This window comes from Lelliottia sp. AC1 (assembly GCF_023278595.1).
GTDB lineage: Bacteria > Pseudomonadota > Gammaproteobacteria > Enterobacterales > Enterobacteriaceae > Enterobacter > Enterobacter nimipressuralis.
In genome coordinates this window covers 787,953-813,802 of record NZ_CP025699.1, presented here as the reverse complement: position 1 = coordinate 813,802, position 25,850 = coordinate 787,953, and the positions used below count along the sequence as shown (strand labels likewise).

General features: G+C 55.2%; 23 protein-coding genes. 5 read left to right on the top strand and 18 right to left on the bottom strand.

Annotated features, from left to right (window positions below; genetic code table 11):
* The 16 genes from C0560_RS03825 to leuO form a co-directional block, all read right to left on the bottom strand.
* Positions 1-921: a D-alanine--D-alanine ligase gene (locus C0560_RS03825; RefSeq protein ID WP_107702257.1), complete on the bottom strand. Its 921-nt coding sequence runs from the start codon at positions 919-921 to the stop codon at positions 1-3.
* Positions 914-2,389: a UDP-N-acetylmuramate--L-alanine ligase gene (gene murC, locus C0560_RS03820; protein WP_248859664.1), complete on the bottom strand. Its 1,476-nt coding sequence runs from the start codon at positions 2,387-2,389 to the stop codon at positions 914-916. The genes C0560_RS03825 and murC overlap by 8 nt, the downstream gene beginning before the upstream one ends.
* A gap of 58 nt (positions 2,390-2,447) precedes the next feature.
* On the bottom strand, positions 2,448-3,512 hold the full coding sequence (gene murG, locus C0560_RS03815) for an undecaprenyldiphospho-muramoylpentapeptide beta-N-acetylglucosaminyltransferase (protein ID WP_248859663.1): 1,065 nt from the start codon (positions 3,510-3,512) through the stop codon (positions 2,448-2,450).
* Positions 3,509-4,753 carry a cell division protein FtsW gene (gene ftsW / locus C0560_RS03810; protein WP_102104595.1) on the bottom strand — a complete coding sequence of 415 codons (1,245 nt, stop codon included), beginning with the start codon at positions 4,751-4,753 and terminating at the stop codon, positions 3,509-3,511. The genes murG and ftsW overlap by 4 nt, the downstream gene beginning before the upstream one ends.
* A complete protein-coding gene (murD, locus tag C0560_RS03805; RefSeq protein WP_100777625.1) occupies positions 4,753-6,069 on the bottom strand; it encodes a UDP-N-acetylmuramoyl-L-alanine--D-glutamate ligase in 1,317 nt (438 codons plus the stop codon). The genes ftsW and murD overlap by 1 nt, the downstream gene beginning before the upstream one ends.
* A 2-nt stretch (positions 6,070-6,071) precedes the next feature.
* On the bottom strand, positions 6,072-7,154 hold the full coding sequence (mraY, locus tag C0560_RS03800) for a phospho-N-acetylmuramoyl-pentapeptide-transferase (protein ID WP_095280770.1): 1,083 nt from the start codon (positions 7,152-7,154) through the stop codon (positions 6,072-6,074).
* Positions 7,148-8,506, bottom strand: a complete 1,359-nt coding sequence (gene murF / locus C0560_RS03795; protein ID WP_248859662.1) for a UDP-N-acetylmuramoyl-tripeptide--D-alanyl-D-alanine ligase — start codon at positions 8,504-8,506, stop codon at positions 7,148-7,150. Before murF ends, mraY begins: the two co-directional genes overlap by 7 nt.
* Positions 8,503-9,990 (bottom strand): UDP-N-acetylmuramoyl-L-alanyl-D-glutamate--2,6-diaminopimelate ligase, encoded by a 1,488-nt coding sequence (murE, locus tag C0560_RS03790; protein WP_248859661.1) that lies wholly within the window; start codon positions 9,988-9,990, stop codon positions 8,503-8,505. Before murE ends, murF begins: the two co-directional genes overlap by 4 nt.
* Positions 9,977-11,743: a peptidoglycan glycosyltransferase FtsI gene (locus C0560_RS03785; RefSeq protein WP_100777628.1), complete on the bottom strand. Its 1,767-nt coding sequence runs from the start codon at positions 11,741-11,743 to the stop codon at positions 9,977-9,979. The genes murE and C0560_RS03785 overlap by 14 nt, the downstream gene beginning before the upstream one ends.
* A gap of 15 nt (positions 11,744-11,758) precedes the next feature.
* Positions 11,759-12,124 carry a cell division protein FtsL gene (gene ftsL, locus C0560_RS03780; RefSeq protein ID WP_014068894.1) on the bottom strand — a complete coding sequence of 122 codons (366 nt, stop codon included), beginning with the start codon at positions 12,122-12,124 and terminating at the stop codon, positions 11,759-11,761.
* On the bottom strand, positions 12,121-13,062 hold the full coding sequence (gene rsmH, locus C0560_RS03775) for a 16S rRNA (cytosine(1402)-N(4))-methyltransferase RsmH (protein WP_100777629.1): 942 nt from the start codon (positions 13,060-13,062) through the stop codon (positions 12,121-12,123). Before rsmH ends, ftsL begins: the two co-directional genes overlap by 4 nt.
* A 2-nt stretch (positions 13,063-13,064) precedes the next feature.
* Positions 13,065-13,523 (bottom strand): division/cell wall cluster transcriptional repressor MraZ, encoded by a 459-nt coding sequence (gene mraZ, locus C0560_RS03770; protein WP_123429489.1) that lies wholly within the window; start codon positions 13,521-13,523, stop codon positions 13,065-13,067.
* Between the two features lie 601 nt (positions 13,524-14,124).
* Entirely contained in the window at positions 14,125-15,129 is a 1,005-nt protein-coding gene (cra, locus tag C0560_RS03765; RefSeq protein WP_100777631.1) for a catabolite repressor/activator, read from the bottom strand.
* A gap of 179 nt (positions 15,130-15,308) precedes the next feature.
* Positions 15,309-15,800, bottom strand: coding sequence for an acetolactate synthase small subunit (gene ilvN / locus C0560_RS03760; RefSeq protein WP_181827332.1), 492 nt, complete (start codon positions 15,798-15,800; stop codon positions 15,309-15,311).
* Positions 15,800-17,524: an acetolactate synthase 3 large subunit gene (gene ilvI / locus C0560_RS03755; RefSeq protein WP_123429490.1), complete on the bottom strand. Its 1,725-nt coding sequence runs from the start codon at positions 17,522-17,524 to the stop codon at positions 15,800-15,802. Before ilvI ends, ilvN begins: the two co-directional genes overlap by 1 nt.
* Before the next feature lie 383 nt (positions 17,525-17,907).
* The gene (gene leuO / locus C0560_RS03750) at positions 17,908-18,852 is read right to left on the bottom strand and encodes a transcriptional regulator LeuO (protein ID WP_100777634.1); all 945 of its coding nucleotides are present in this window, start codon (positions 18,850-18,852) and stop codon (positions 17,908-17,910) included.
* Between the two features lie 633 nt (positions 18,853-19,485).
* On the opposite strand from leuO, the gene leuL reads away from it, so the two are divergent.
* The 5 genes from leuL (at position 19,486) to leuD (ending at position 24,344) form a co-directional block, all read left to right on the top strand.
* On the top strand, positions 19,486-19,572 hold the full coding sequence (leuL, locus tag C0560_RS20995) for a leu operon leader peptide (protein WP_100777635.1): 87 nt from the start codon (positions 19,486-19,488) through the stop codon (positions 19,570-19,572).
* 90 nt (positions 19,573-19,662) lie between these two features.
* Entirely contained in the window at positions 19,663-21,234 is a 1,572-nt protein-coding gene (gene leuA, locus C0560_RS03745; protein WP_100777636.1) for a 2-isopropylmalate synthase, read from the top strand.
* A complete protein-coding gene (leuB, locus tag C0560_RS03740; RefSeq protein WP_100777637.1) occupies positions 21,234-22,325 on the top strand; it encodes a 3-isopropylmalate dehydrogenase in 1,092 nt (363 codons plus the stop codon). The genes leuA and leuB overlap by 1 nt, the downstream gene beginning before the upstream one ends.
* Positions 22,326-22,327: 2 nt before the next feature.
* Positions 22,328-23,728: a 3-isopropylmalate dehydratase large subunit gene (gene leuC / locus C0560_RS03735; RefSeq protein ID WP_248859660.1), complete on the top strand. Its 1,401-nt coding sequence runs from the start codon at positions 22,328-22,330 to the stop codon at positions 23,726-23,728.
* Positions 23,729-23,738: 10 nt separating this feature from the next.
* Positions 23,739-24,344, top strand: a complete 606-nt coding sequence (gene leuD / locus C0560_RS03730; RefSeq protein WP_123429492.1) for a 3-isopropylmalate dehydratase small subunit — start codon at positions 23,739-23,741, stop codon at positions 24,342-24,344.
* 32 nt (positions 24,345-24,376) lie between these two features.
* Here leuD and C0560_RS03725 read toward each other — a convergent pair whose 3' ends face one another.
* Both C0560_RS03725 and sgrT read right to left on the bottom strand, forming a co-directional pair.
* On the bottom strand, positions 24,377-25,555 hold the full coding sequence (locus C0560_RS03725; RefSeq protein ID WP_149044992.1) for a sugar efflux transporter: 1,179 nt from the start codon (positions 25,553-25,555) through the stop codon (positions 24,377-24,379).
* Between the two features lie 120 nt (positions 25,556-25,675).
* Positions 25,676-25,828: a glucose uptake inhibitor SgrT gene (gene sgrT / locus C0560_RS03720; protein WP_100777656.1), complete on the bottom strand. Its 153-nt coding sequence runs from the start codon at positions 25,826-25,828 to the stop codon at positions 25,676-25,678.
* Between the last annotated feature and the right edge of the window lie 22 nt (positions 25,829-25,850).

Sequence of the window (25,850 nt, the reverse complement as noted above, 5' to 3'; positions counted from 1 at the left end):
TCAGCCCGCCTGGTCCAGAATACGTACGACTAACTGCGAGAAGCTCATGCCCGCCTGACGCGCCGCCATCGGCACCAGGCTGTGGCTGGTCATACCCGGTGAGGTATTCGCTTCCAGCAGGTAAAATTCTCCGTCGCTGTCCTGCATCACATCGATGCGTCCCCAGCCACGGCAACCCAAAACAGTCCAGGCTTTAAGCACCAGGTCCTGTAAATCTGCTTCACGTTCTGCTTCCAGACCACTTGGGCAGAAATATTGCGTCTCATCAGAGAGATACTTCGCTTCATAATCATAGAAGGTTCCAGCGGGTTGGATACGAATTGACGGCAAAATTTCTTCGCCGAGCATCGCCACGGTAAATTCCGGACCGCTGAGCCATTTTTCAATCAGAACTTCTTCATCATGTTGAAAAGCCAGTGCTAACGCCTGGGTTAAATCACCAGCTTGATCAACTTTGGACATACCGACGCTTGAGCCTTCACGGCTGGGTTTGACAATAACCGGCAAACCCAACTGCGCAATGCGCACATTGACGCTCTCGTCAACGCCCGCTTCAAACTCGCGGCGCGTCAGCGCAACCCATGGCGCAACGGGTAAACCCGCGCCCTGCCACAGTAATTTACTGCGTAATTTGTCCATGGAAATGGCGGAGGCCATCACACCACTGCCGGTGTAAGGCAAACCGATTAAATCCAACAGCCCTTGCAGCGTACCGTCTTCACCGCCACGACCGTGTAAAGCGATAAAGACTTTATGAAACCCCATCTCCTTGAGACGAGTGATGTCCGTCTCTTTAGGATCAACCGGGTGGGCGTTGACTCCACCCTCACGCAGACCCGCCAGCACGGCGGCGCCGGAGTTCAGCGAGACGTCACGCTCAGCAGAGGTTCCGCCAAAGAGGACCGCAATCTTATCAGCCATTGCGTTCATCCTCTGAGGTTTGCGGCGTCAGTTTGATTTGCGCTAAGTTACGCGCGATTTTGCCGATATTTCCCGCGCCCTGAATCAGAATCAAATCGTTACCGGTCAGCACTGGTGCCAGAATTTCAGCCGCCTGAGCCGGATCGGAAACCAGAATCGGGTCTACCTTACCGCGTCCGCGTATCGTACGACACAAAGAACGGCTGTCCGCGCCCGGAATCGGAGTTTCACCCGCTGAATAAACATCCAGCATCAGCAGCGTATCCACCTGCGACAGCACGTTTGCGAAGTCGTCATAAAGATCGCGCGTACGTGTGTAGCGGTGTGGCTGGAAAATCATCACCAGATTTTTGTCCGGCCAGCCCGCACGTGCCGCTTTAATGGTTGCATCCACTTCTGTCGGATGGTGACCATAGTCATCCACCAGCATCGCGGTACCTGCTTTGCCGTTTACCGGCTCCAGTGGGAATTCACCGAGGAAGTCGAAACGACGCCCTGTGCCCTGGAAACTTTCCAGCGCATGTAAAATCGCATCGTCCTCAATGCCCTCTTCAGTGGCGACAGCCACCGCAGCCGCAGCATTGAGCGCATTGTGGCGTCCCGGTGCATTCAGGGTAACGCGCAACAACGGTTTGTCCTGACGTGCCAGGGTGAAATGCCCCTGCGCACCGATTTGCGTGTAATCTTCTACCCGCACGTCCGCATCTTCGCTGAAACCGTAAGTCGTAACCTGACGACCCACGCGCGGCAGCAATTCACGAATCACCGGATCGTCCACACACATCACCGCACGACCATAAAACGGCAAATTGTGCAGGAAATTAATAAACGTCTGCTTTAAATTTTCGAAGTCGCCCTGGTAGGTATCCATGTGGTCGGCTTCGATGTTAGTGACAATCGCCACCATCGGCTGCAGATGCAGGAACGACGCATCGCTCTCATCCGCTTCAGCAATCAGATAACGGCTATGGCCCAGACGCGCGTGAACGCCCGCCGCTTTTACCAGGCCACCGTTAACGAAGGTCGGATCAAGACCGGCTTCTGCATAAATACTGGAGACCATCGCCGTGGTCGTCGTTTTACCGTGGGTACCCGCAACGGCAATACCGTGACGAAAACGCATCAGCTCAGCCAGCATCTCTGCGCGGCGAATCACCGGAATACGCGCTTCGTGCGCGGCAACAATCTCCGGGTTATCAGAGGAGATCGCGCTTGAGACCACAACAACACTTGCATCGAGTACGTTTTCAGGACGATGGTTGAAATAGATGGTCGCCCCAAGCGACGCCAACTGTTGCGTAACAGGGTTCGGCGCCAGATCGGAACCGCTGATCTGGTAACCTTCGTTCGCTAAAACTTCGGCAATACCGCCCATACCTGCGCCGCCGATGCCAACGAAGTGAATGTGCCGGACGCGACGCATCTCGGGCACGATTGAACGCAGTTTCGCCAGTTGTTGTGTATTCATTCTCTAACCGCCATCGATACTTCTAAAAATTCGTGCAACGCAAAACGCGCTGCAAGGGTTAAGCCTTTGCTGCCAGGCTCACTTCATTTGCCACCCGCTCGGTCGCATCCGGAATAGCCGTCGCGCGTGCGCGTTCGGCCATCTCCAGCAGTGTCGCTCTGTTCCAGCCCGCGAGGGTGGTAGCGACGGCGTCTGCGGTAAACTGTGGCTGTTCAAAAATCTTTGCGGCACCCGCTTTCTCAAGCGGTAACGCATTCCAGTACTGCTGGCGATCTTTGTGCTGAAAAGGCACAAACACTGCTGGCAATCCTGCTGCGGCGATTTCACTCACCGTCAGTGCGCCAGAACGGCACACCACGACATCGGCCCAGGCATAGGCCGCTGCCATATCGTCAATAAATTCAGTAACTTTATGCTGAGACTGACCGGCTTCGGCATACGCCTGTTCGACCATTTGCTGCGCACCTTTGCCGCTCTGATGCCAGATCGTCACGCTCTCGCCCAGTTTCGCCGCCACCTGTGGCAGGGTCTGGTTCAAAATCCGCGCGCCCTGAGAGCCGCCGACAACCAGCACCCGCACCGGGCCTTCGCGCCCGATCAGGCGTTCCTGCGGCAACGGGAGCGCCAGCACATCCACGCGCACCGGATTACCCACTACGTCTGCGTCAGGAAACGCTCCCGGGAAAGCCTGCATCACTTTGGTGGCAATTTTTGCCAGCCATTTGTTGGTCAGCCCGGCGATACCGTTCTGCTCATGGAGCACAACCGGGATCCCGAGCGACCAGGCCGCCAGTCCACCCGGACCGGAAACATACCCGCCCATCCCCAGCACCGCATCAGGCTTAAAGCGCTTCATGATTGCGCGCGCCTGACGCCAGGCGTTGAAGATACGCACCGGAGCCAGCAGCTGCGCTTTGATGCCTTTGCCACGTAAGCCTGAAATCCGAATAAAGTCGATCTCGATACCGTGCTTCGGCACCAGATCGGCTTCCATGCGATCGGCGGTTCCCAGCCAGCGCACTTGCCAGCCTTGATCCATTAAATGGTGCGCAACCGCAAGTCCCGGGAAAACATGTCCGCCGGTACCGCCTGCCATCACCATTAACCGCTTCGGTTGATTCATCGTGAACCTCGTGTAAACGCCTGGGCTTTTTCCAGACGCGTCTCATAATCTATGCGTAACAAGAACATAATTGCCGTCGACATAATCAACAGACTCGAACCACCGTAACTGATCAACGGCAACGTCAGGCCCTTCGTCGGCAGCATACCTGCTGCGGCGCCAACGTTGACCAATGCCTGGAAGCTAAACCAGATACCAATTGAGCAGGCCAGGAAACCTGAGAAGCGGTGATCGATTTCCAGCGCTTTTCGGCCAATCGACATAGCACGGAAAGCGACGAAGAATACCATTAAAAGTGCCAGCACCACACCGATATAACCCAGTTCTTCCCCAATAATGGAGAAGATGAAGTCCGTATGCGCCTCGGGCAGATACTCCAGTTTTTGAACTGAATTGCCTAAACCCTGGCCCCACACTTCACCGCGACCAAAGGCCATCAGAGACTGAGTCAGCTGATAACCGCTGCCGAACGGATCTTCCCAGGGGTTCCAGAAAGAGGTCACACGGCGGATACGATACGGCTCGGCGAGGATCAGCAGGACCACGGCCGAGATGCCCATGCCGATAATCGCGATGAACTGCCACAGCTTGGCACCCGCCAGGAACAGCATCGCCAGCGTGGTGACGAACAGTACCACCACCGTACCGAGGTCCGGCTGCGCCAGCAGAAGCACTGCCAGCACCAGAATCACACCCATCGGTTTTAAGAAGCCGCGCAGGTTATTTCGCACTTCATCAACCTTGCGCACAAGGTAGTTAGCGAGATAGCAAAATAGCGACAGCTTGGTGAATTCCGCAGGCTGAATACGCAGCGGGCCAAAGGCGATCCAGCGCGATGCTCCGTTAACGGAGCTACCCACCACCAGCACGATCAACAGCATAATAATGGAGGCGATCAGCATCGCGGTACTGTGGCGCTGCCAGAACTCCATCGGCAGACGCAGCGTAATCAGCGCCAGGCAGAATGCCAGGATGATGTACAAACCGTCACGCTTGGCGAACAGGAAAGGATCGTTCGCCAGACGCTGCCCAACGGGCATCGAAGCCGAGGTCACCATGATGAAACCGACGGCCGCCAGACCCAGCGTAAACCACAGGAGCGCACGGTCGTACATGACCAGGCTATCGGAATCTTTCGTCCGCGAGCCCATCACCCAGCCTTTCAGCGCCGCAAACAGCCAGCCCAGGATTCGGGATCCCGGCATGCGCGGCATTCTCAGGCGAGGGAGAGATAAACGCATCAGCCTAACTCCCTCGCGAGGCGGGTAAACAGATCACCACGCTGTTCGAAATTCTTAAACTGGTCGAGGCTGGCACATGCCGGAGAGAGTAGCACCATATCACCCGGTTTAACCTGAGGCGCGATGAGGCGGATAGCCTGTTCCATCGTTTCAGTTTGTTCAGCAATTTCCGGGCGCAGCTCCGCCAGCTCAGCGCCGTCACGGCCAAAGCAGTACAGGCGGATGTTATCGCTCATCAGATACGGTTTTAGGGACGAGAAATCCGCCGATTTTCCATCGCCGCCCAGCAACAGATACAGCGTGCCATCGACGCGTAATCCTTTCAGTGCAGCTTCGGTGCTGCCCACGTTGGTTGCTTTTGAGTCGTTAATCCAGCGCACGCCGTTGTGCTCCAGCGCCAGCTGGAAGCGGTGCGCCAGACCGGTAAAGGTTGTCAGCGCTTTGAGGCTGGAGGCACGCGGTAAACCTGCGGCATCGGCCAGCGCCAGCGCCGCGAGCGCATTGGTGTAGTTGTGCTGCCCGGAAAGAGTCATCTCTTTCACGTTCAATACTTTTTCGCCCTTCACACGCAGCCAGGTTTCGCCCTGCTGGTGATTCAGGTGATAGTCACCCATATTCACGCCAAAGCTGATGCAACGTTCGTCCGCACCACGCACCGGCATGGTCAGCGCATCGTCTGCGTTCACCACACAGACTTTCGCATTTTCATAGACGCGCAGTTTGGCCGCGCGGTACTGCTGCAGGCCAAACGGATAGCGATCCATATGATCTTCAGTCACGTTCAGGATCGTGGCTGCCACGGCCTGCAGACTTGAGGTGGTTTCCAGCTGGAAGCTGGACAGTTCAAGCACATACAGCTCGCGAGCCGGATCGAGCAGCATCAGCGCAGGCAGGCCAATATTGCCGCCGACGCCGACGTTAACGCCCGCCGCTTTCGCCATATCGCCGACCAGCGTCGTAACCGTACTTTTGCCGTTAGAGCCGGTAATCGCCACAATCGGCGCCTGGGCTTCACGGCAAAACAGTTCGATATCACCGACAATTTCTACGCCCGCATCCGCAGCCGCGCTTAATGACGGATGCGCCAGCGCCATCCCAGGGCTGGCGACAATCAGATCGGCATCGAGCAGCCAGGTATCATTCAGACCACCAAGGTGGCGTTCAACCTGTTCTGGCAGCTTGTCCAGACCAGGCGGAGAAACACGCGTATCCATCACACGCGGCGTAACGCCGCGCCCGAGGAAAAAGTCCACGCAGGAAAGGCCCGTAAGGCCTAACCCGATGATAACGACTTTTTTACCCTGGTAATCTGCCATGATTAACGTACCTTCAGCGTGGCCAGGCCAATCAGGACCAGCATCAGCGAAATAATCCAGAAGCGCACAATCACGCGCGGTTCCGGCCAGCCTTTCAGTTCATAGTGGTGGTGAATCGGCGCCATACGGAAGATGCGCTGACCGCGCAGCTTGAAGGAGCCGACCTGCAAAATTACCGAGAGGGTTTCAACCACAAACACGCCGCCCATAATCACCAGCAGGAACTCCTGACGCAGCAGTACGGCGATAATGCCGAGCGCGCCGCCCAGGGCCAGCGAACCGACGTCGCCCATAAAGACCTGCGCCGGATAGGTGTTGAACCATAAGAAACCGAGGCCTGCGCCGACAATTGCCGTGCAGACAATCACCAGCTCACCGGCGTGACGCAGATAAGGAATGTGCAGGTAGCTGGCAAAGTTCATGTTACCGCTCGCCCATGCCACCAGCGCAAAACCACCGGCGACAAACACGGTTGGCATAATCGCCAGGCCATCAAGACCGTCGGTCAGGTTAACGGCGTTACCCGTTCCGACAATCACGAAGTAGGCCAACAGGATGTAGAACAGGCCCAGCTGCGGCATCACATCTTTAAAGAACGGCACCACCAGCTCGGTCGCCGGCGTGTCTTTCCCTGCCAGATAGAGCGCAAATGCCACGCCGAGGGCAATGACCGACATCCAGAAATATTTCCAGCGGGCAATCAGGCCCTTGGTGTCTTTGCGCACTACTTTGCGATAGTCATCGACAAAACCGATAATGCCGTAGCCGATAAGAACGGTCAGCACGCACCAGACGTAAGGGTTTGACGGGTAAGCCCACAGCAGAACAGAAACGACAATGGCGGTGAGGATCATGATCCCCCCCATAGTCGGCGTGCCGCGTTTGCTGAAGTGCGATTCCGGGCCGTCGTTACGCACGACCTGGCCAAAGGAGAGTTTTTGCAGACGGGCGATCATGCGCGGGCCCATCCACAAAGAGATGAACAGCGCGGTCAGCAGGCTGACGATGGCGCGAAACGTCAGATAGGAAAAGACGTTAAAGCCTGAATAATATTTGACCAAATGTTCGGCCAGCCAAACTAACATGTTCCGTTCTCCTGTAATGCGTGCACGACCTCTTCCATGGCGGCACTACGTGAACCTTTCACTAAAACCGTCACAATTTGGTGTTCTTTAACAAGCGTTTTAAGGCGCTCAATCAGCGCTGTTTTTTCTGCGAAATGCTCACCGACACCGCTCGCCTGGCTAATTGCCTGGCTCAGCGTCCCGGCGCTCAACACCCGATCGATGCCAGACGCTTTTGCCGCTTCACCGACCTGGATGTGACAGGCTTCGCTCTCAACACCAAGCTCAGCCATGTCGCCCACCACCATCACGCGGTAGCCCGGCATTTCTGCCAACACCTGCACAGCGGCAGTCATGGAACCGACGTTAGCGTTGTAGGAGTCATCCAGCAGCAGTTTGTTTTCTGCGAGCTGAACCGGGAACAGACGCCCCGGCACCGCTTTCAGATTCGCAAGACCGGCTTTGATCGCCTCATGCGTGGCACCCACCGCCATCGACAGCGCGGCAGCCGCCAGTGCGTTAGCGATGTTGTGGCGTCCAGGCAGTGGCAGTAAAACGTCCACGCCACCCGTCGGGGTCTGCAGCGTAAATTCGGTCCCGTGAGAGGTCACGTGGATGTTGGTCGCGGTGAAATCGCTGTTGGCCGCATTTGGCGAGAAACGCCACGTTTTGCGAGAACCAATCACGCTTTTCCAGTTCAGCCAGTCGTTGTTATCGGCATTCATAATGGCGATGCCGTCTTTCGGCAGGCCGGTGTAGATCTCACCTTTGGCTTTTGCGACGCCTTCCAGCGAGCCAAAGCCTTCAAGATGTGCGGCGGCGAGGTTATTCACTAACGCCGCTTCAGGACGTGTCAGGCTGACGGTCCAGGCAATTTCGCCCTGGTGGTTGGCGCCTAATTCAATCACGGCGTAATCGTATTCTTTCGTCAGACGCAGGAGCGTCATCGGTACGCCGATATCATTGTTCAAATTGCCTGCGGTATAGAGCGTGTTGCCGCACTGGCTCAGAATGGCCGCCGTCATCTCTTTTACGGAGGTTTTACCGGAAGAGCCGGTCAGTGCCACAACACGTGCCGGAACCTGCTGACGCACCCAGGCCGCCAGCTCGCCAAACGCCAGACGGGTGTCTTTCACCACAATCTGCGGCAGGTCGATATCCAGCTTACGGCTAACCAGCAGCGCGCCGGCCCCGTTTTCTTTCGCCTGATCGGCAAAATCATGGGCGTCGAAGCGCTCGCCTTTCAGCGCCACAAACAGACAGCCCGCAGTGATTTTGCGGGTGTCGGTAGTTACGGCATCAATAGTCAGATCCTGGCCAAGTAGCTCGCCCTTGAGTAAAGAAGCGGCCTGGCTTAGCGTTAAGCTAATCATGCCACCACTCCCAGCAGGCGTGCCGCTGTGACGCGATCCGAGTAATCCAGGCGACGTGCGCCGACGATCTGGTAATCTTCGTGGCCTTTACCGGCCAGCAGCACGACGTCGTTCTCTTTAGCCTGCATGATGGTATTCGTCACCGCTTCAGCACGGCCTTCCATCACACGTGCACGCCCGGCATCGAGCATACCCGCGAGAATATCGTTGATAATCGCGCGCGGCTCTTCGGTACGCGGGTTGTCATCTGTCACAACAGGAATATCCGCGAACTGCTCGGCAATTGCCCCCATCAGTGGGCGCTTACCTTTGTCTCGATCGCCACCACAGCCAAACACGCACCACAGTTTACCGGTGCAGTGCAGACGGGCCGCCTGCAGCGCTTTTTCCAGCGCATCCGGGGTGTGAGCGTAATCGACGACAACCGTTGGTTTGCCCGGTGCGCTAAACACTTCCATGCGGCCACAAACGGGTTGCAGACGCACGGCGGTTTTCAGCAGATCGGCCAGCGGATAACCCAGCGCCAGCAGCGTCGCCAGCGCCAGCAGCAGATTGCTGACGTTAAACGCACCCATCAGGCGGCTTTCGATTTCGCCTTCGCCCCAGGTTGAGTCAAAGCGAATGGTTGCGCCGCTATCGTGATACTTCACGTCCGTCGCTTCCAGCCAGCGGCCATGACAGTTCGGATTAATGTGGTCTTCCATCGACACAGCAACCGCATCCGGCAGCTTAGCCAGCCAGCGGCGGCCCACTTCATCGTCAGCGTTAACAATCGCCTGACCGCAGTGGTGCGTGGAATAAAGCAGCCATTTCGCGGCTTCGTAGCTTTCCATGTCGCCGTGATAATCGAGGTGATCGCGGCTCAGGTTGGTAAAGACCGATGCCGCAAATTTCAGGGCGGCCACGCGGTGCTGGACCAGACCGTGAGAAGAGACTTCCATCGCAGCGAAGGTCGCGCCCTGCCCTGCCAGACCGGCAAGTACATGCTGCACGTCTACCGCAGAACCGGTGGTGTTTTCCGTCGGGTTCACTTTTCCCAACAGACCGTTGCCGACGGTACCCATCACTGCACTGGTTTCACCCAGCAGCTCGGCCCACTGCGCCATCAGCTGCGTGGTGGTGGTTTTACCGTTGGTGCCCGTGACGCCAACCAGACGCAGCCGATCGGACGGCTCATCATAAAAACGTCCCGCAAGGGCCGAGAGACGCTCATTTAACTGGCTGAGATAGATGACCGGTACGCCGTGCATTTCACGGACTTCGCCGTCGGTTGCCTCATCTTTTGCCTCAGCAATAATGGCAGCTACACCTTGCGCTATCGCCTGCGGGATATACCGACGCCCGTCCGCCTGATGACCGACTACTGCTACAAAAAGATCGCCCGACGCAGCCATACGGCTGTCGAGTACCATCTCCCGCAGTTCTCGCGCGGGCAGCGTTTGCACCCACGGAGCAAGAAGGTCGCGCAAATTACGATCTGCCACCTGTTCCCTCGCCTTGATTAGTTACAAATTCATTTTTATCGCCCGTGGCCAGCGCATCAGGCTCGATGTTCATGGTGCGTAACACACCGCCCATGATGGCACCGAACACTGGCGCGGAGACGGCGCCGCCGTAGTATTTACCCGCCTGTGGATCGTTAATGACGACCACCAGCGCAAAACGCGGATTGCTGGCAGGCGCGACGCCTGCGGTGTAAGCAATGTATTTGTTGATGTAGCGGCCGTCCGGCCCCACTTTTTTCGCGGTACCGGTTTTAATCGCGATGCGATAGCCCTTGATGGCGGCTTTTACGCCACCGCCGCCTGGCAGGGCGACGCTCTCCATCATGTGCACGACGGTACGCACGGTGGCTTCCGGGAAGATACGCTCGCCGGGAACCGGTGGATCAACTTTGGTAATCGACAGCGGGCGATAGACCCCGTAGCTGCCAATCGTTGCGTAGACTCGCGCTAACTGTAACGGCGTTACCATTAGCCCGTAGCCGAAAGAGAAGGTGGCCCTCTCTATGTCAGACCACCGTTGTTTTTGAGGATATAAGCCACTGCGTTCTCCGACCAACCCCAAATTGGTCGCCTTTCCTAGCCCAAAACGTGAGTAAGTCTCTACTAACGCTGAGGACGGCATCGCTAACGCCAGCTTTGAAACACCGACGTTACTCGACTTCTGCAAAACCCCGGTCAGGGTCAATTCGCTGTAACGCGCCACGTCTTTGATTTCGTGACCGTTAATTCGGTAAGGGATCGTATTCAGAACGGTATTTTCGTTGACGATGCCACGCTGAAGCGCAGTCATCACCACCATCGGTTTGACGGTCGAACCAGGCTCGAAGACGTCAGTGATGGTACGGTTACGCATCACATCTTTTTGCGTCCCCGTCAGGTTATTTGGGTTATAGGACGGGCTGTTGGCCATCGCCAGCACTTCACCGGTGCTGACATCCACCAGCACGGCGCTGCCGGATTCGGCTTTGTTGAACGCCACGGCGTTGTTCAGCTCGCGGTAAACCAGCGCCTGCAGGCGTTCATCGATACTCAGGGCCAGGTTGTGCGCGGCCTGGCTGTCGGTTGAGGAGATATCCTCAATCACGCGGCCATAGCGATCTTTACGCACGACGCGCTCACCCGGCTGACCCGTTAGCCATTTATCAAAGCTTTTTTCGACCCCTTCGATCCCCTGGCTATCAACGTTGGTGAAGCCAATGAGGTGAGCGGTCACTTCTCCCGACGGGTAATAACGGCGTGATTCTTCACGCAGATGGATGCCCGGCAGTTTCAGTTTTTTGATGTAATCGGCCATATCAGGGTTCACCTGACGCGCCAGATAGATAAAGCGCCCTTTCGGGTTTGCGTTAACGCGGGCCGCCATCTGATCGAGCGGCATTTTCAGCGCATCGGCCAGCGCCTTCCAGCGATTATCGAGGGTCACGCCCCCGGCGTCATGCAGCTCTTTCGGATCGGCCCAGATCGCTTTCACCGGCACACTCACCGCCAGCGGGCGACCAGAACGGTCAGTGATCAGCCCGCGAGAAGTGGAGACCTCCTGCACGCGCAGGGATCGCATGTCGCCCTGACGCACCAGCATGTCCGGTGCAATGATCTGCAACCACGCCGCACGGCCCAGCAGGAACACCAGCGCCAGTAAAATACAGCCACAAAGCAACGCAAAACGCCAACTCACAAAGTTGGCCTGTTCTTCCTGACGTTTCGGTTTTTGCGTTTTCGCCGCTGCTCTCATGCGTCGCGTGTTCCCTTATTTTTGTACTACAATATTTTCCTGCGAAGGATCAACATGCTGCAGCTGCAGCTTTTCCGTTGCGATCCGTTCAACCCGGCTGTGATCGCCGAGCGCGTTTTCTTCAAGAATCAGGTTTCGCCATTCGATATCCAGCGCATCGCGTTCCAGCACCATCTGCTCGCGTTGCGCGGTCAATAAACGGGTATGGTGCGCGGTGGTCACCACCGTCACAGCCGTTACAATGATGCAAATGAACAGGCAGAGTGGCAGCTTCCCAAACCGCAAGAGATCGTCGCCGATCACGCCAGGCAAGGCATGGCGCTCGTTGCTTCCTAACGATCCTTTAACCTTGCTTAAGGTCTCTGTCACTCTGCTGATCATGCGTTCGTCCTCTCTGCAATGCGCAGCACTGAACTACGGGCACGTGGATTCTCTGCCACCTCTTCTTCGCCCGGCATCAACTTGCCTACTACTCGCAACTGACGGCCACCCAGCTTCCTGAGTTGCTCTTCCGTCATCGGCAGTCCAGCGGGCACCTGAGGACCGCGGCTTTGTTCACGCATAAAGCGCTTCACAATACGGTCTTCCAGCGAGTGGAAGCTGATGATGGATAGCCGCCCACCTGGGGCCAGCACGCCGAGCGAGCTTTTTAGCGCCTGCTCTATCTCCTCCAGTTCACTGTTTACCCAGATGCGCACCGCCTGGAAGGTACGGGTCGCGGGATGTTTGAATTTGTCTTTGACCGGCGTTGCCGCGGTCACAACTTCTGCCAGCTCTTTGGTACGCGTCATCGGCTCGATGCGGTTACGCTCCACGATGCCGCGCGCGATACGCTTGCCGAAACGCTCTTCGCCGAAGGTTTTAATCACCCAGGCGATGTCAGCTTCGTCGGCCGTTTGCAGCCATTCCGCCGCAGACTGACCGCGAGTCGGGTCCATACGCATATCCAGCGGCCCGTCACGCATAAAGGAAAAACCGCGTTCTGCATCATCAAGCTGTGGTGAAGAGACGCCAAGATCGAGAAGAATGCCGTCGATCTTACCCGTCAGGCCGCGCTCGGCGACATAGTCCGCCAGCGCAGAGAAAGGTCCATGGACGATGGAAAAGCGTGGATCATCGATGGTCTTCGCCACGGCAATTGCCTGCGGATCGCGATCGATTGCCAGTAAGCGGCCTTCCGCTCCCAGTTGGGAGAGGATCAGACGCGAGTGACCACCGCGACCAAAGGTTCCATCGATATAGATGCCATCAGGACGAATATTCAGGCCGTTAACAGCCTCATCCAGTAGCACCGTTGTATGTTTATAATTTTCCATCATATTTATAGAGACAAGTCCTGCAATCGATCCGACAACACTGCGGAATCAGACTGCTCAGCGTCGATATCTTCCTTGACCTGTTGATACCAGGTCGTTTCATCCCACAGTTCAAACTTGTTGAACTGCCCGACCAGCATCACTTCTTTTGTCAGACCCGCATGCTGGCGCAACACAGGCGCTATCAATAATCGCCCTGCGTTATCCATCTGACATTCACTGGCATGTCCCAATAACAACCGCTGTACGCGGCGTTCCTGCGGATTCATGCTCGACAGTCGCGACAGCTTTTGCTCAATAATTTCCCATTCGGGCAAGGTGTAAAGCAGCAGGCAGGGGTGGTTGATGTCAATGGTGCAAACCATTTGACCAGACGCGCTTTCGATCAGCTGATCGCGATATCGGGTTGGTACCGATAAACGCCCTTTGCTGTCGAGATTGACCAACGCCGCCCCACGGAACATGCCAGCCTCACCCCTTATCACCACTTTAACCCACAAATTCCCACATAAAGGAGTTTACGGAGCGAAGGAAAAGCTTGTCAAGCCAGGACTACCGCGATACAGGACGGAAAGCCCCCTATTTACGGACATAACCCAACTTGATTAATTACTGCACAACTGGCGAGGCAAAATTAACGTCATGAATATTTGTAAGAAAAAAAACAGATATGCATTCGAATGTTAAAAATCACTCCATACCACCACGGGCAAATATAAAGTGTCAGTTTGCGACGCGGGCGGCATTTTAAGACATTACGCACGGGGATAACAGCGCCAGATTCACCGGAGAAGCGTGAATACACAAGACCTGGCACGCAGGTGGGCATCAAAGAAGAAAAAATGGCTGATAATTCAGCATGAGAAGAGGCTTTGTAACAAAACAATACAAAAAAGAGCGCTTACTGTTGCCGAAATAACCTTAAAAAGCCTCCGATGAATGCGATATGAATTAATAAGAATAGCAGGCTATGAATCTTAGAGAATTATCCTAATTTTAGTCCGGATATTATTTGCCGTGATAATGAGAAACAATCAGGGCAGTTGACCTGCCCTAAAATGATAATTAACGACGATTCAATACACCGCGTCGATAGAGATTACGTTTGATACGCGTCAGCCCCGGTTTTGGCTTGCGCGGTTCATCCAGACTCGCCAGCACAATCTCCAGTACGCGCTCAGCCACGTCACGATGACGCTGGGCTACGGCCAGCACCGGACACTGCAGGAAATCGAGCAGTTCGTTATCCCCAAAGGTCGCAATAGCCAGCTCAGAAGGGAGTTTCCCTTCGCGGCGAAGCGTCACGTCCATCACGCCCTGTAACAGCGCGAAAGAGGTGGTAAACAGCGCCTGCGGCATCGGGTGCGTCTCCAGCCATTTCTCAAACAGCTGCGCCGCGGCTTCGCGCTCGTAGCTGTTAGCGTAGAGATAGTGCACTTCACGCGGATCGTCTTTCCAGGCAGTACGGAACCCCTGCTCGCGCAGGAAGCTGACGGACAGCTCCGGCAGCGCGCCAAGGTAGAGCACGGTTTCTGCCGGGAAGGTACGCAGCTCGGCGGCCAGCATCTCGGCATCATCCTGATCGGCGCCCACGACGCTGGTGAAGTGCTCGCGATCCAGCGCACGATCCAGCGCGACGATCGGGAACGAGCCATTCGCCCAGCGCTGATAGAAAGGGTGCTCTGGTGGCAGAGAGGTGGAAACAATGATCGCGTCGACCTGACGCTGGAGCAGATGCTCAATGCAGCGCATCTCGTTATCGGGCTGATCTTCCGAGCAGGCGATCAGCAGCTGATAGCCACGCTGGCGCGCCTGACGTTCGAGGTAGTTCGCAATACGGGTGTAGCTGGTGTTTTCCAGATCCGGAATAACCAGACCAATAGATCGGGTGCGCCCGGCACGTAGCCCGGCCGCAACAGCATTCGGATGGTAGTTATGCTCACGTACCACCGCCATGACTTTTTCAACGGTTTTGTCGCTAACACGGTACTGCTTTGCTTTACCGTTAATCACATAGCTCGCCGTAGTTCGTGACACGCCGGCTAGCCGGGCGATTTCATCCAGTTTCACAATTGCCCCTTAAACGAAATAAAAGAGTCCATGGCCTTGTCAGGTTTATGGTTATATCTTTTAACATCTAAACGCAGAATAGTCGTTGCGGCAACCGCTTTTCTCTTCCTTAGGGTCCGTTTAGGCAAAAAAAACCCGGCTTTGCAGACCGGGTCGAAAGAGGCGAACTTTTTTGACGACTAACGCATAATTTTATCGCCGCGAGACAAGCCCACGACACCCGAGCGCGCCACCTCAACAATTTTGGCGACATCACGCACGGTGGCCAGAAACGCATCGAGTTTATCGCTGGTTCCCGCAAGCTGAACAGTATAGATAGAAGGCGTCACGTCGATGATCTGCCCACGGAAAATATCCGCGTTGCGTTTGACCTCCTCGCGTCCGTATCCGCTGGCCTGAATTTTGACCAACATCACTTCGCGCTCAACGTACGCCCCCTGCCCTAATTCACTCACTCGCAGCACATCCACTAATTTATGCAGCTGCTTTTCAATTTGCTCAAGGACTTTCGCATCACCAACGGTCTGAATGGTCATCCGCGACAGCGTCGGATCGTCCGTCGGTGCCACGGTCAGGCTTTCAATGTTGTAACCGCGCTGGGCGAAAAGCCCAATGACGCGCGATAACGCGCCCGATTCGTTTTCCAGAAGAACAGATAATATCCGGCGCATCAGGTTCTCTCCGTTTTGCTCAACCACATTTCATCCATACCGCCGCCGCGAATATGCATCGGGTAGACGTGCTCCGTCCCATCGACGATCACATCCACAAAGACCAGGCGGTTGTTCCTGACGTGCTCCAGCGCTTCGCCGAGCTTCGCTTCCAGTTCATTCGGATCGCTGACACGCATGCCGACGTGGCCATAGGCTTCCGCCACGCGAACAAAGTCCGGCAGCGATTTCATGTAGGACTGGGAGTGACGACCGGAATAGATCATGTCCTGCCACTGCTTGACCATGCCCAGGTAGCCGTTATTAAGATTCAGGACCAGTACCGGGAGATCGTACTGCAAGGCGGTAGAAAGCTCCTGAATATTCATCTGGATACTGCCATCACCGGTCACGCACACGACGATCTCATCCGGGAGCGCGAGTTTGACGCCTAATGCAGCAGGCAGACCAAACCCCATGGTGCCCAGACCACCGGAGTTTATCCAGTGGCGCGGTTTATCAAACGGGTAGTAGAGGGCGGCAAACATCTGATGCTGGCCCACATCCGAGGTGACGTAGGCATCCCCTTTTGTCAGTCGCCAGATCGTTTCGATCACCGCCTGCGGCTTAATGTGTTCGCTTTGCGTGTCATATTTCAGGCATTGACGCCCACGCCACTGCTCAATCTGCTGCCACCAGTCGCGAATATCATCCAGCGGCTGCGCGGCAGGCTCTTGCGCCAGCAGATCCAGCATCTGTTCCAGCACCTGCAGCGCATCGCCGACAATCGGCACATCGGCAGGCACCGTTTTGGAAATAGAGGTCGGGTCGATATCAATGTGCAGCACCGTCGCATTCGGACAGTATTTCGCCAGATTGTTGGTGGTGCGATCGTCAAAGCGCACGCCGACGGCAAAAATCACATCGGAATTATGCATGGTCATATTGGCTTCATAGGTGCCATGCATACCCAACATACCCAGCGCCTGACGATGCGTGGCCGGAAAAGCACCCAGCCCCATCAACGATGAAGCCACAGGCAAGTTTAATTTTTCGATTAATTCGCGCAGCTGCGTGTGACAGTGGGCATTCACAGCACCACCGCCGACATAGACCACCGGTTTTTTCGCCGCAATCAGCGTTTGCAGCGCACGTTTGATTTGGCCTTTATGCCCCTGGGTCGTTGGATTATAGGAGCGCATGCTCACGGAGTCGGGCCAGACGTAAGGCAGTTTATTGGCCGGATTCAAAATATCTTTTGGTAAATCAACTACCACAGGACCAGGACGTCCACTGGCCGCCAGCCAGAAGGCTTTTTTCAGCACCCCTGGAATGTCTTCCGTTTGTTTGACCAGGAAGCTGTGCTTCACCACCGGGCGGGAGATCCCCACCATGTCGCACTCCTGAAAGGCGTCGTAACCAATCAGCGAGGTGGCAACCTGTCCGGATAAAATGACCAGTGGGATGGAATCCATGTAGGCGGTTGCAATGCCGGTAATGGCGTTGGTTGCCCCAGGCCCTGAGGTGACGAGCACCACGCCCACCTCTCCGGTGGCACGTGCCAGACCATCAGCCATATGCACAGCGGCTTGCTCATGACGCACCAGCACATGATCGATACCGCCGACGGTGTGTAACGCATCGTAAATATCGAGGACTGCGCCTCCGGGATAACCGAATACTTGCTTGACGCCCTGATCGATAAGTGACCGGACGACCATTTCGGCGCCAGACAACATCTCCATGGTTTGCCTCCAGGCTTCTTGTTATAGACGAACAGAGGAACTCATTTCCTCGCCGTCTTGCTTTCCAGGGTTTCCCCTGTCTTTCATTTTTGCAGAGTGACCTTCACCTTAACCGCTCCCCATGAGGCAGGCAATCAGCAAACGGAGGCGCGAAAAGAGGCGTAAAAGCAGAATACACAGGCATTATGACAAGATATGGTGAATTCCACTGGAATACACTTTTGTGATGATGGTTCATCGCTTAAATAGGCGGGGAATCAGTAATTCATCTATTTTTGCATGGAAAAAAGCGAAAGGAAAAATTCAATTCAGAATAAAATACTACCCATTAAAAAAATAACAGGATAAACCGGATGCATTGCACCGATTTATCCTGATGTGGATTAGCGCCGACAAACACTGACTAACAGCTCTTCCATCCACTGATGGCCTTTATCTCGCCCGGCCGCTTCGTGCCACGAAAGATAACACGTTCGGCTATTGAGCTTCAGCGGCAGCGATAATATTTGCAGATTAAGCTGGGCAGAGAATTCTTCCGCCAGCCAGCGCGGAGCAATAGCAACAAGTTGAGTCTGCGAAACAATATTTAATACGCTCACCATGGCCATCCCCTGATACGCCACGCAGGCTTGTTTATCCGGTGTGTCATACCACGGCTGGCTAAATGACGCATATCTGTCGAGTGCCACAACCGCGTGCTGCTCATTATAAACATCATTTTCCAGTAATGGCCCGTTGATGCGCGGGTGAGATTTACTGGCGACTAACACCATTTCATCGTTAAACAGCGGCACACAAGAAAACTCCGGACGGCGAAACTCTTCGTAACCCAGAACAAATTCCGTTTCCTGATAGCGTAACTGATGTTCAGTATTGTGGTTTAAGGAGGACTTAAATATGAGATGAATATTTGGGGCTATTTCTTCCACTTTATTATAGATAACGGAGGTCAGATAATTATCCAGCGGACTGCACACGCAGAGATGAAAAACGCGCTCGCTGCTTAAAGGTTCGAAACCGGACCCCGGCAGCTCATTCTGCACCAGTTGTAGCGCCTGGCGAACAGACGCAAAAAGCTGATAAGCCCTTGCCGTAGGCTGGATGCCGCGGCCATATCGCACGAATAGCTCGTCGTTAAACATCAGCTTCAGCCTGGCGACGGCATTACTCACTGCTGGCTGGGACATTCCCAACGCCTGTGCGGCTCTGGTAATATTTTGTTCCTGCATAACAGCATCAAAAACGGTTAATAAGTTAAGATCCACCGTACGTAGCTGAGGCCTGTTTGCTTCAATGGCGTGAGGCCGTTCATTTGTTTTTTCTAACATATCTAACTCCACTGTCACGCTAAACTCCCTTTGACTTGGCGCAATAATAACTTTTAAAAATATTATTTATCATGCAGATAAAACCAGACAAAGAGAAAAGTTTAAAATTCGGAATATATAAACACTCACGCCAAATAACAGGTGCAGGTATACACAAGCTCAAGCGTTAAAAATTTAAAAGTAATAACTAAAACATTAGGAATGGAATGAAACCATAAATCCAATGAATAAACAACAAGCCTACAGGTAAACAATTATTTAAGTTTTCTTAAACTAACCCATCCTATCAACGACTGTCCGTTAACATGTCATTATCATTGCTTGATTTTCATTCACCATTACCGCACCCAGACAGAATCCAACCCAATGATTTCAATGGTTTTAATAACCACACCCTTTAAATTTCAGAAAATAATTAATTGAAACCAATTATATTAAATTTATTCCCGGAACGGTTTTAAAGTCCAAAATTAGACAATTTAAATAACGCCGTAGGGAAAACCTAGCACAATACGCTAAAGAACCAGGACCACAGTTATCATGGATCGCGGGCGTTTTTCGCCTCAGGGGTTGACTTGATTCCGCATATCCAGTACCACTAAAAGCATAACGCATTCATCTGGAGCCTGATTCATGATTCGTACCGTTCGTTTCCTCAGCCTACTACTACTAAACGCATCCACTGTGCGCGGTAGGCTGGCGGGCGAAATTCAACGTTGAATCGTCTCCGGTAAACAAAAAACCCGCGCCATTGCGCGGGTTTTTTTATGCTCGTAGCAAGGCGCCCCAGGACAGACAAGGACCAAACCCATGAGCCAGCAAGTCGTTATTTTCGATACAACTTTACGTGACGGTGAACAGGCGTTACAGGCAAGCCTGAGTGTGAAAGAGAAACTGCAGATTGCGCTGGCCCTGGAACGTATGGGTGTCGACGTAATGGAAGTGGGCTTCCCGGTCTCTTCACCGGGTGACTTTGAATCCGTCCAGACCATTGCGCGCACCATCAAAAACAGCCGCGTGTGTGGTCTGGCCCGCTGCGTCGAGAAAGATATCGACGTGGCCGCCGAATCCTTGAAAGTGGCTGAAGCCTTCCGAATTCACACCTTTATTGCCACCTCCCCGATGCACATCGCAACCAAACTGCGTAGCACCCTGGATGAAGTGATCGAACGCGCGGTGTACATGGTGAAGCGCGCCCGTAACTACACCGACGACGTCGAATTCTCCTGCGAAGATGCTGGCCGCACGCCGATTGCCGATCTGGCCCGCGTAGTAGAAGCCGCGATTAACGCGGGTGCCACTACTATCAACATCCCGGACACCGTCGGCTACACCATGCCGTTCGAGTTCTCCAACATCATCACCGGCCTGTATGAACACGTGCCGAACATTGATAAAGCCATTATTTCTGTCCATACACACGACGATTTGGGCCTGGCCGTGGGCAACGCCATTGCCGCAGTGCACGCCGGGGCTCGCCAGGTGGAAGGCGCCATGAACGGCATCGGCGAACGTGCCGGTAACTGTTCACTGGAAGAGGTGATCATGGCGATCAAAGTGCGCAAAGACATCATGAATGTGCAGACCCGCATTAATCACAACGAAATCTGGCGCACCAGCCAGACCGTCAGCCAGATTTGCAACATGCCTATCCCGGCGAACAAAGCGATTGTCGGCACCGGAGCCTTCGCCCACTCCTCCGGTATTCATCAGGACGGCGTGCTGAAGAACCGCGAAAACTACGAAATCATGACCCCGGAATCCATCGGTCTGAATCAGGTGCAGTTGAATCTGACCTCCCGCTCTGGCCGTGCGGCGGTGAAACACCGTATGGAAGAGATGGGTTACAAGGAAAGCGACTACAACATGGATCACCTGTACGACGCGTTCCTGAAACTGGCCGATAAGAAAGGCCAGGTCTTCGACTACGACCTGGAAGCGTTAGCCTTCATCAATAAACAGCAGGAAGAGCCAGAGCACTTCCGTCTGGACTACTTCAGCGTGCAGTCCGGCTCCAGCGATATCGCGACAGCCTCGGTCAAACTGGCCTGCGGCGATGAGGTAAAAGCCGAAGCCGCCAACGGTAACGGCCCGGTAGATGCGATTTATCAGGCGATCAACCGCATCACCGACTACAACATCGAGCTGGTCAAATACGATTTGAGCGCCAAAGGTCACGGCAAAGATGCGCTGGGTCAGGTCGACATTGTTGTCACCTACAACGGCCGTCGTTTCCACGGCGTTGGCCTGGCGACAGATATCGTCGAATCCTCAGCCAAAGCCATGGTGCACGTCCTGAACAACATCTGGCGCGCCGCAGAAGTCGAGAAAGAGTTACAACGCAAAGCTCAGAATAAAGAGAACAATAAGGAAACCGTGTAATGTCGAAGAATTACCATATTGCTGTGTTGCCGGGCGATGGCATTGGCCCGGAAGTGATGACACAAGCCCTGAAAGTCCTGGAAGCTATCCGCGCCCGTTTCGCGATGAAAATCACCACCAGCCACTACGATGTGGGCGGTATTGCGATTGATAACCACGGCACCCCGCTGCCGAAAGCTACCGTTGAAGGCTGCGAAAACGCCGATGCGGTCCTGTTTGGCTCCGTCGGCGGCCCGAAATGGGAACATCTGCCACCCGCAGAGCAACCTGAGCGCGGCGCGTTGCTGCCGCTGCGTAAGCATTTCAAACTGTTCAGCAACCTGCGTCCGGCGAAACTGTATCAGGGGCTGGAAGAGTTTTGCCCGCTGCGTGCCGACATTGCCGCCAACGGCTTCGACATTCTGTGCGTGCGCGAATTAACCGGCGGGATCTACTTCGGCCAGCCGAAGGGCCGCGAAGGCAGCGGTCAGCACGAGAAAGCATTCGATACCGAGGTTTATCACCGCTTTGAAATCGAACGTATTGCCCGCATCGCGTTTGAATCTGCGCGCAAACGTCGTCACAAAGTGACCTCTATTGATAAAGCCAATGTCCTGCAATCCTCGATTCTGTGGCGCGAAATCGTCAATGAAATCGCCAAAGAGTACCCGGACGTTGAGCTGGCACACATGTACATCGACAACGCCACCATGCAGCTGATCAAAGACCCGTCGCAGTTCGACGTGCTGCTGTGTTCCAACCTGTTCGGCGATATTTTGTCCGATGAATGCGCGATGATCACCGGCTCCATGGGCATGTTGCCCTCCGCCAGCCTGAACGAAGAGGGCTTTGGCCTGTATGAGCCTGCGGGCGGTTCCGCGCCGGATATCGCCGGTAAAAATATCGCTAACCCGATTGCACAGATCCTCTCTCTGGCCCTGCTGCTGCGCTACAGCCTGGACGCGAACGACGCGGCCGATGCAATCGAAAGCGCCATCAACCGCGCATTAGAAGAAGGTATCCGCACGGGCGATTTAGCGCGCGGCGCGGCGGCCGTCAGTACCGATGAAATGGGCGATATCATTGCCCGCTATGTCGCTGAAGGGGTGTAATCATGGCGAAGACGTTATACGAAAAATTGTTTGATGCGCACGTAGTCTACTCGGCACCAAACGAAACCCCGCTGCTGTACATTGACCGTCATCTGGTGCACGAAGTGACGTCACCGCAGGCCTTTGACGGTCTGCGCGCGCACAATCGTCCCGTTCGCCAGCCGGGTAAAACCTTCGCCACGATGGATCACAACGTGTCGACTCAGACCAAAGACATCAACGCGTCGGGCGAGATGGCGCGTATCCAGATGCAGGAGTTGATTAAGAACTGCAACGCCTTCGGCGTTGAGCTGTACGATTTGAACCACCCGTATCAGGGCATCGTCCACGTAATGGGTCCTGAGCAGGGCATCACTCTGCCGGGAATGACCATCGTCTGCGGCGACTCCCATACCGCCACGCACGGCGCGTTCGGTGCGCTGGCGTTTGGTATCGGAACCTCCGAAGTCGAGCACGTTCTGGCGACGCAAACCCTGAAACAGGGCCGCGCGAAAACCATGAAAATCGAAGTCAAAGGTCAGGCGGCGGCAGGTATCACCGCGAAAGATATCGTGCTGGCGATTATCGGTAAAACCGGCAGCGCAGGCGGAACCGGTCACGTGGTGGAGTTTTGCGGCGATGCTATCCGTGCATTGAGCATGGAAGGCCGTATGACCCTGTGCAACATGGCGATCGAGATGGGTGCTAAAGCCGGTCTGGTCGCACCGGACGAGACTACTTTCAACTATGTGAAAGGCCGTCTGCACGCGCCGAAAGGCAACGATTTTGACGAGGCGGTGGAATACTGGAAAACCCTGCAAACCGACGACGGCGCGACATTCGATACCGTTGTCACCCTGCAGGCAGAAGATATCGCACCGCAGGTCACCTGGGGCACCAACCCAGGCCAGGTGATTTCCGTTAACGAGAACATTCCCGATCCGGCCTCGTTTGCCGATCCGGTGGAACGCGCAAGCGCCGAAAAAGCGCTGGCGTACATGGGCCTGAAACCGGGCATTCCGCTGACCGACGTGGCAATCGACAAAGTGTTTATCGGCTCCTGCACCAACTCTCGCATCGAAGATTTGCGTGCAGCGGCAGAAATTGCCAAAGGCCGTAAAGTCGCGCCCGGGGTGCAGGCGCTGGTCGTGCCAGGTTCCGGCCCGGTGAAAGCCCAGGCTGAAGCTGAAGGGCTGGACAAGATCTTTATCGAAGCCGGTTTTGAGTGGCGCTTACCGGGCTGCTCCATGTGTCTGGCCATGAACAACGACCGTCTGAACCCGGGCGAGCGCTGCGCCTCCACCAGCAACCGTAACTTTGAAGGCCGTCAGGGCCGCGGTGGACGTACCCATCTGGTCAGCCCGGCAATGGCAGCGGCTGCCGCTGTGACCGGCCATTTTGCTGATATTCGTGGTTTGAAATAAGGAGACAATCATGGCAGAGAAATTTACCCAACATACGGGTCTGGTTGTCCCGCTGGATGCGGCGAACGTTGATACGGACGCCATCATTCCCAAGCAGTTCTTACAGAAAGTGACCCGCACTGGCTTTGGCGCGCACCTGTTCAACGACTGGCGTTTTCTCGACGATCAGGGCCAGCAGCCGAATCCCGAGTTCGTTCTGAACTTCCCGGAATTTAAAGGCGCATCGATCCTGTTAGCCCGCGAAAACTTTGGCTGTGGCTCGTCCCGCGAACACGCCCCGTGGGCGCTGACGGACTACGGTTTTAAAGTGGTGATCGCCCCGAGCTTTGCTGACATCTTTTACGGCAACAGCTTCAACAACCAGCTCCTGCCGGTGACGCTGACCGACGAACAGGTCGATGAGCTGTTCGCGCTGGTGAAGGCGAATCCGGGCATTTCGTTTGAGGTGGATCTGGAAGCGCAGGTGGTGAAAGCGGGTGACAAAACTTACAGCTTTAAAATCGACGACTTCCGCCGTCACTGCATGATCAACGGCCTCGACAGCATTGGTTTAACCCTGCAGCACGAAGCCTCCATTGCAGACTACGAAAACAAACAACCGGCGTTTATGCGCTAACGAAAAAGGCCCGCGCAAGCGGGCCTTTTTGTTTAACTCTCTTTGACGCGAAGCGTCAGCGCCAGCGTCACCAGCGATATCCCCGCAATCACCCAATACACGGCAAAGTGACCATAGCTTTGCGCCAGCGCCCCCTGAATCACCCCCGCCAGAATCACCCCGGTCGAAATACTGTTGGTGAATAACGTCGTGGCTGAGCCCGCCCGTCCAGGCATCAGGTCCTGGAACCACAGCATCCCAATCCCGGCGACAATGCCGATAAAAATCGCGTTAAACAGCTGCAACGCCAGCAGCGCTTCGCGACTGTGAAACAGGATCAATCCCAGGTAAAACAGGACGCCAGCCGCCACCGCCACCACCATCATCCGGCGTTTGCCAACGCGCTTCACGTAAAAGCCCGCGAGGATCATTGCCGGGATTTCCAGCCCGGCGGCGGTGCCCATTAAGATCCCGGCGAGCTTATCCGGCAGCCCCAGATCGCTGCTGATCCACAGGGGCATATCGATGATATACATGGTGTTGCAGGTCCACATCAGCGTCGAGGCTATAAACAGCATGCGCACGTTTTTATTGTGCCAGCCGCTCACCTGGGTGACGGGCGTATCCGCCGCCTGCTCCACCCGGGCGACCGACGGCAGCACAAAGGCGATCAGCGCCAGGCTGATGGCAAAAATCCCGGCCGCAATGGAGAACATCACCGTAAAGCCGTAATTCAGCGCCAGCATAAAGGCCAGCGGCGGGCCGATCACCCACGCCAGGGAGAGCTGTGCACGCATCACCGAGCTGAACATCACCACTTCCCGCGCCGAGCTGTCCGCGTACTCACGGGCGAGCGCAAAAAGCTGCGGCATGGCGGTATTGGCGAGCGAGGCCAGCAGCACCCCGCAGGTGAGCAGCGTCAGATAGTGGCGGTTGAAGGCAAACAGCAAAGCGTTGCCGATGGCCATCGCGCAACAGAACAGAATTAATTTGCGGCGATCGCCCTGGCTGTCGGATCGTTTTGCCAGCCACAGGCTGACCAGGATCCCGGCAATGGCGTTGACCGTGTAAAACAGGCCCACCCAGAAAGGCTGTGCGCCCACCTCACGACTCAGGAACAGGCTCAGGGTCGGCGCCTGTAGCGCCCCCGCGACGCCCATCATAAAGGCCACCAGCATAAAAGCGGCATACACGCCGTTCAGGCGGCGGCCCATCGTCATCAACCAGAGCATGCGCAGTTCCTTGTCAAAGAGGAGCGAAATGGAGAGGCAGTGTAAACGAAAAAAGCCAGCAAAAACATTTTGCTGGCGGGTGATAAGCACCAATACTCAGTCACACATGATCGAGGCGAGTCAGCGGTCAGAGGTCGATTTCGTAACGTCCCACTGCATCAGATCTTCAAGCATTTTCAGGCGCTGTTCTGCGCACTGGCGGGCCAGCCAGGACACTCCCTTTGTCGCTGAAAAGTAGTGCTGATAAAACTGACGTGCGGTAGACCTCTTCATATTTACCTCCTCACTTCAACAA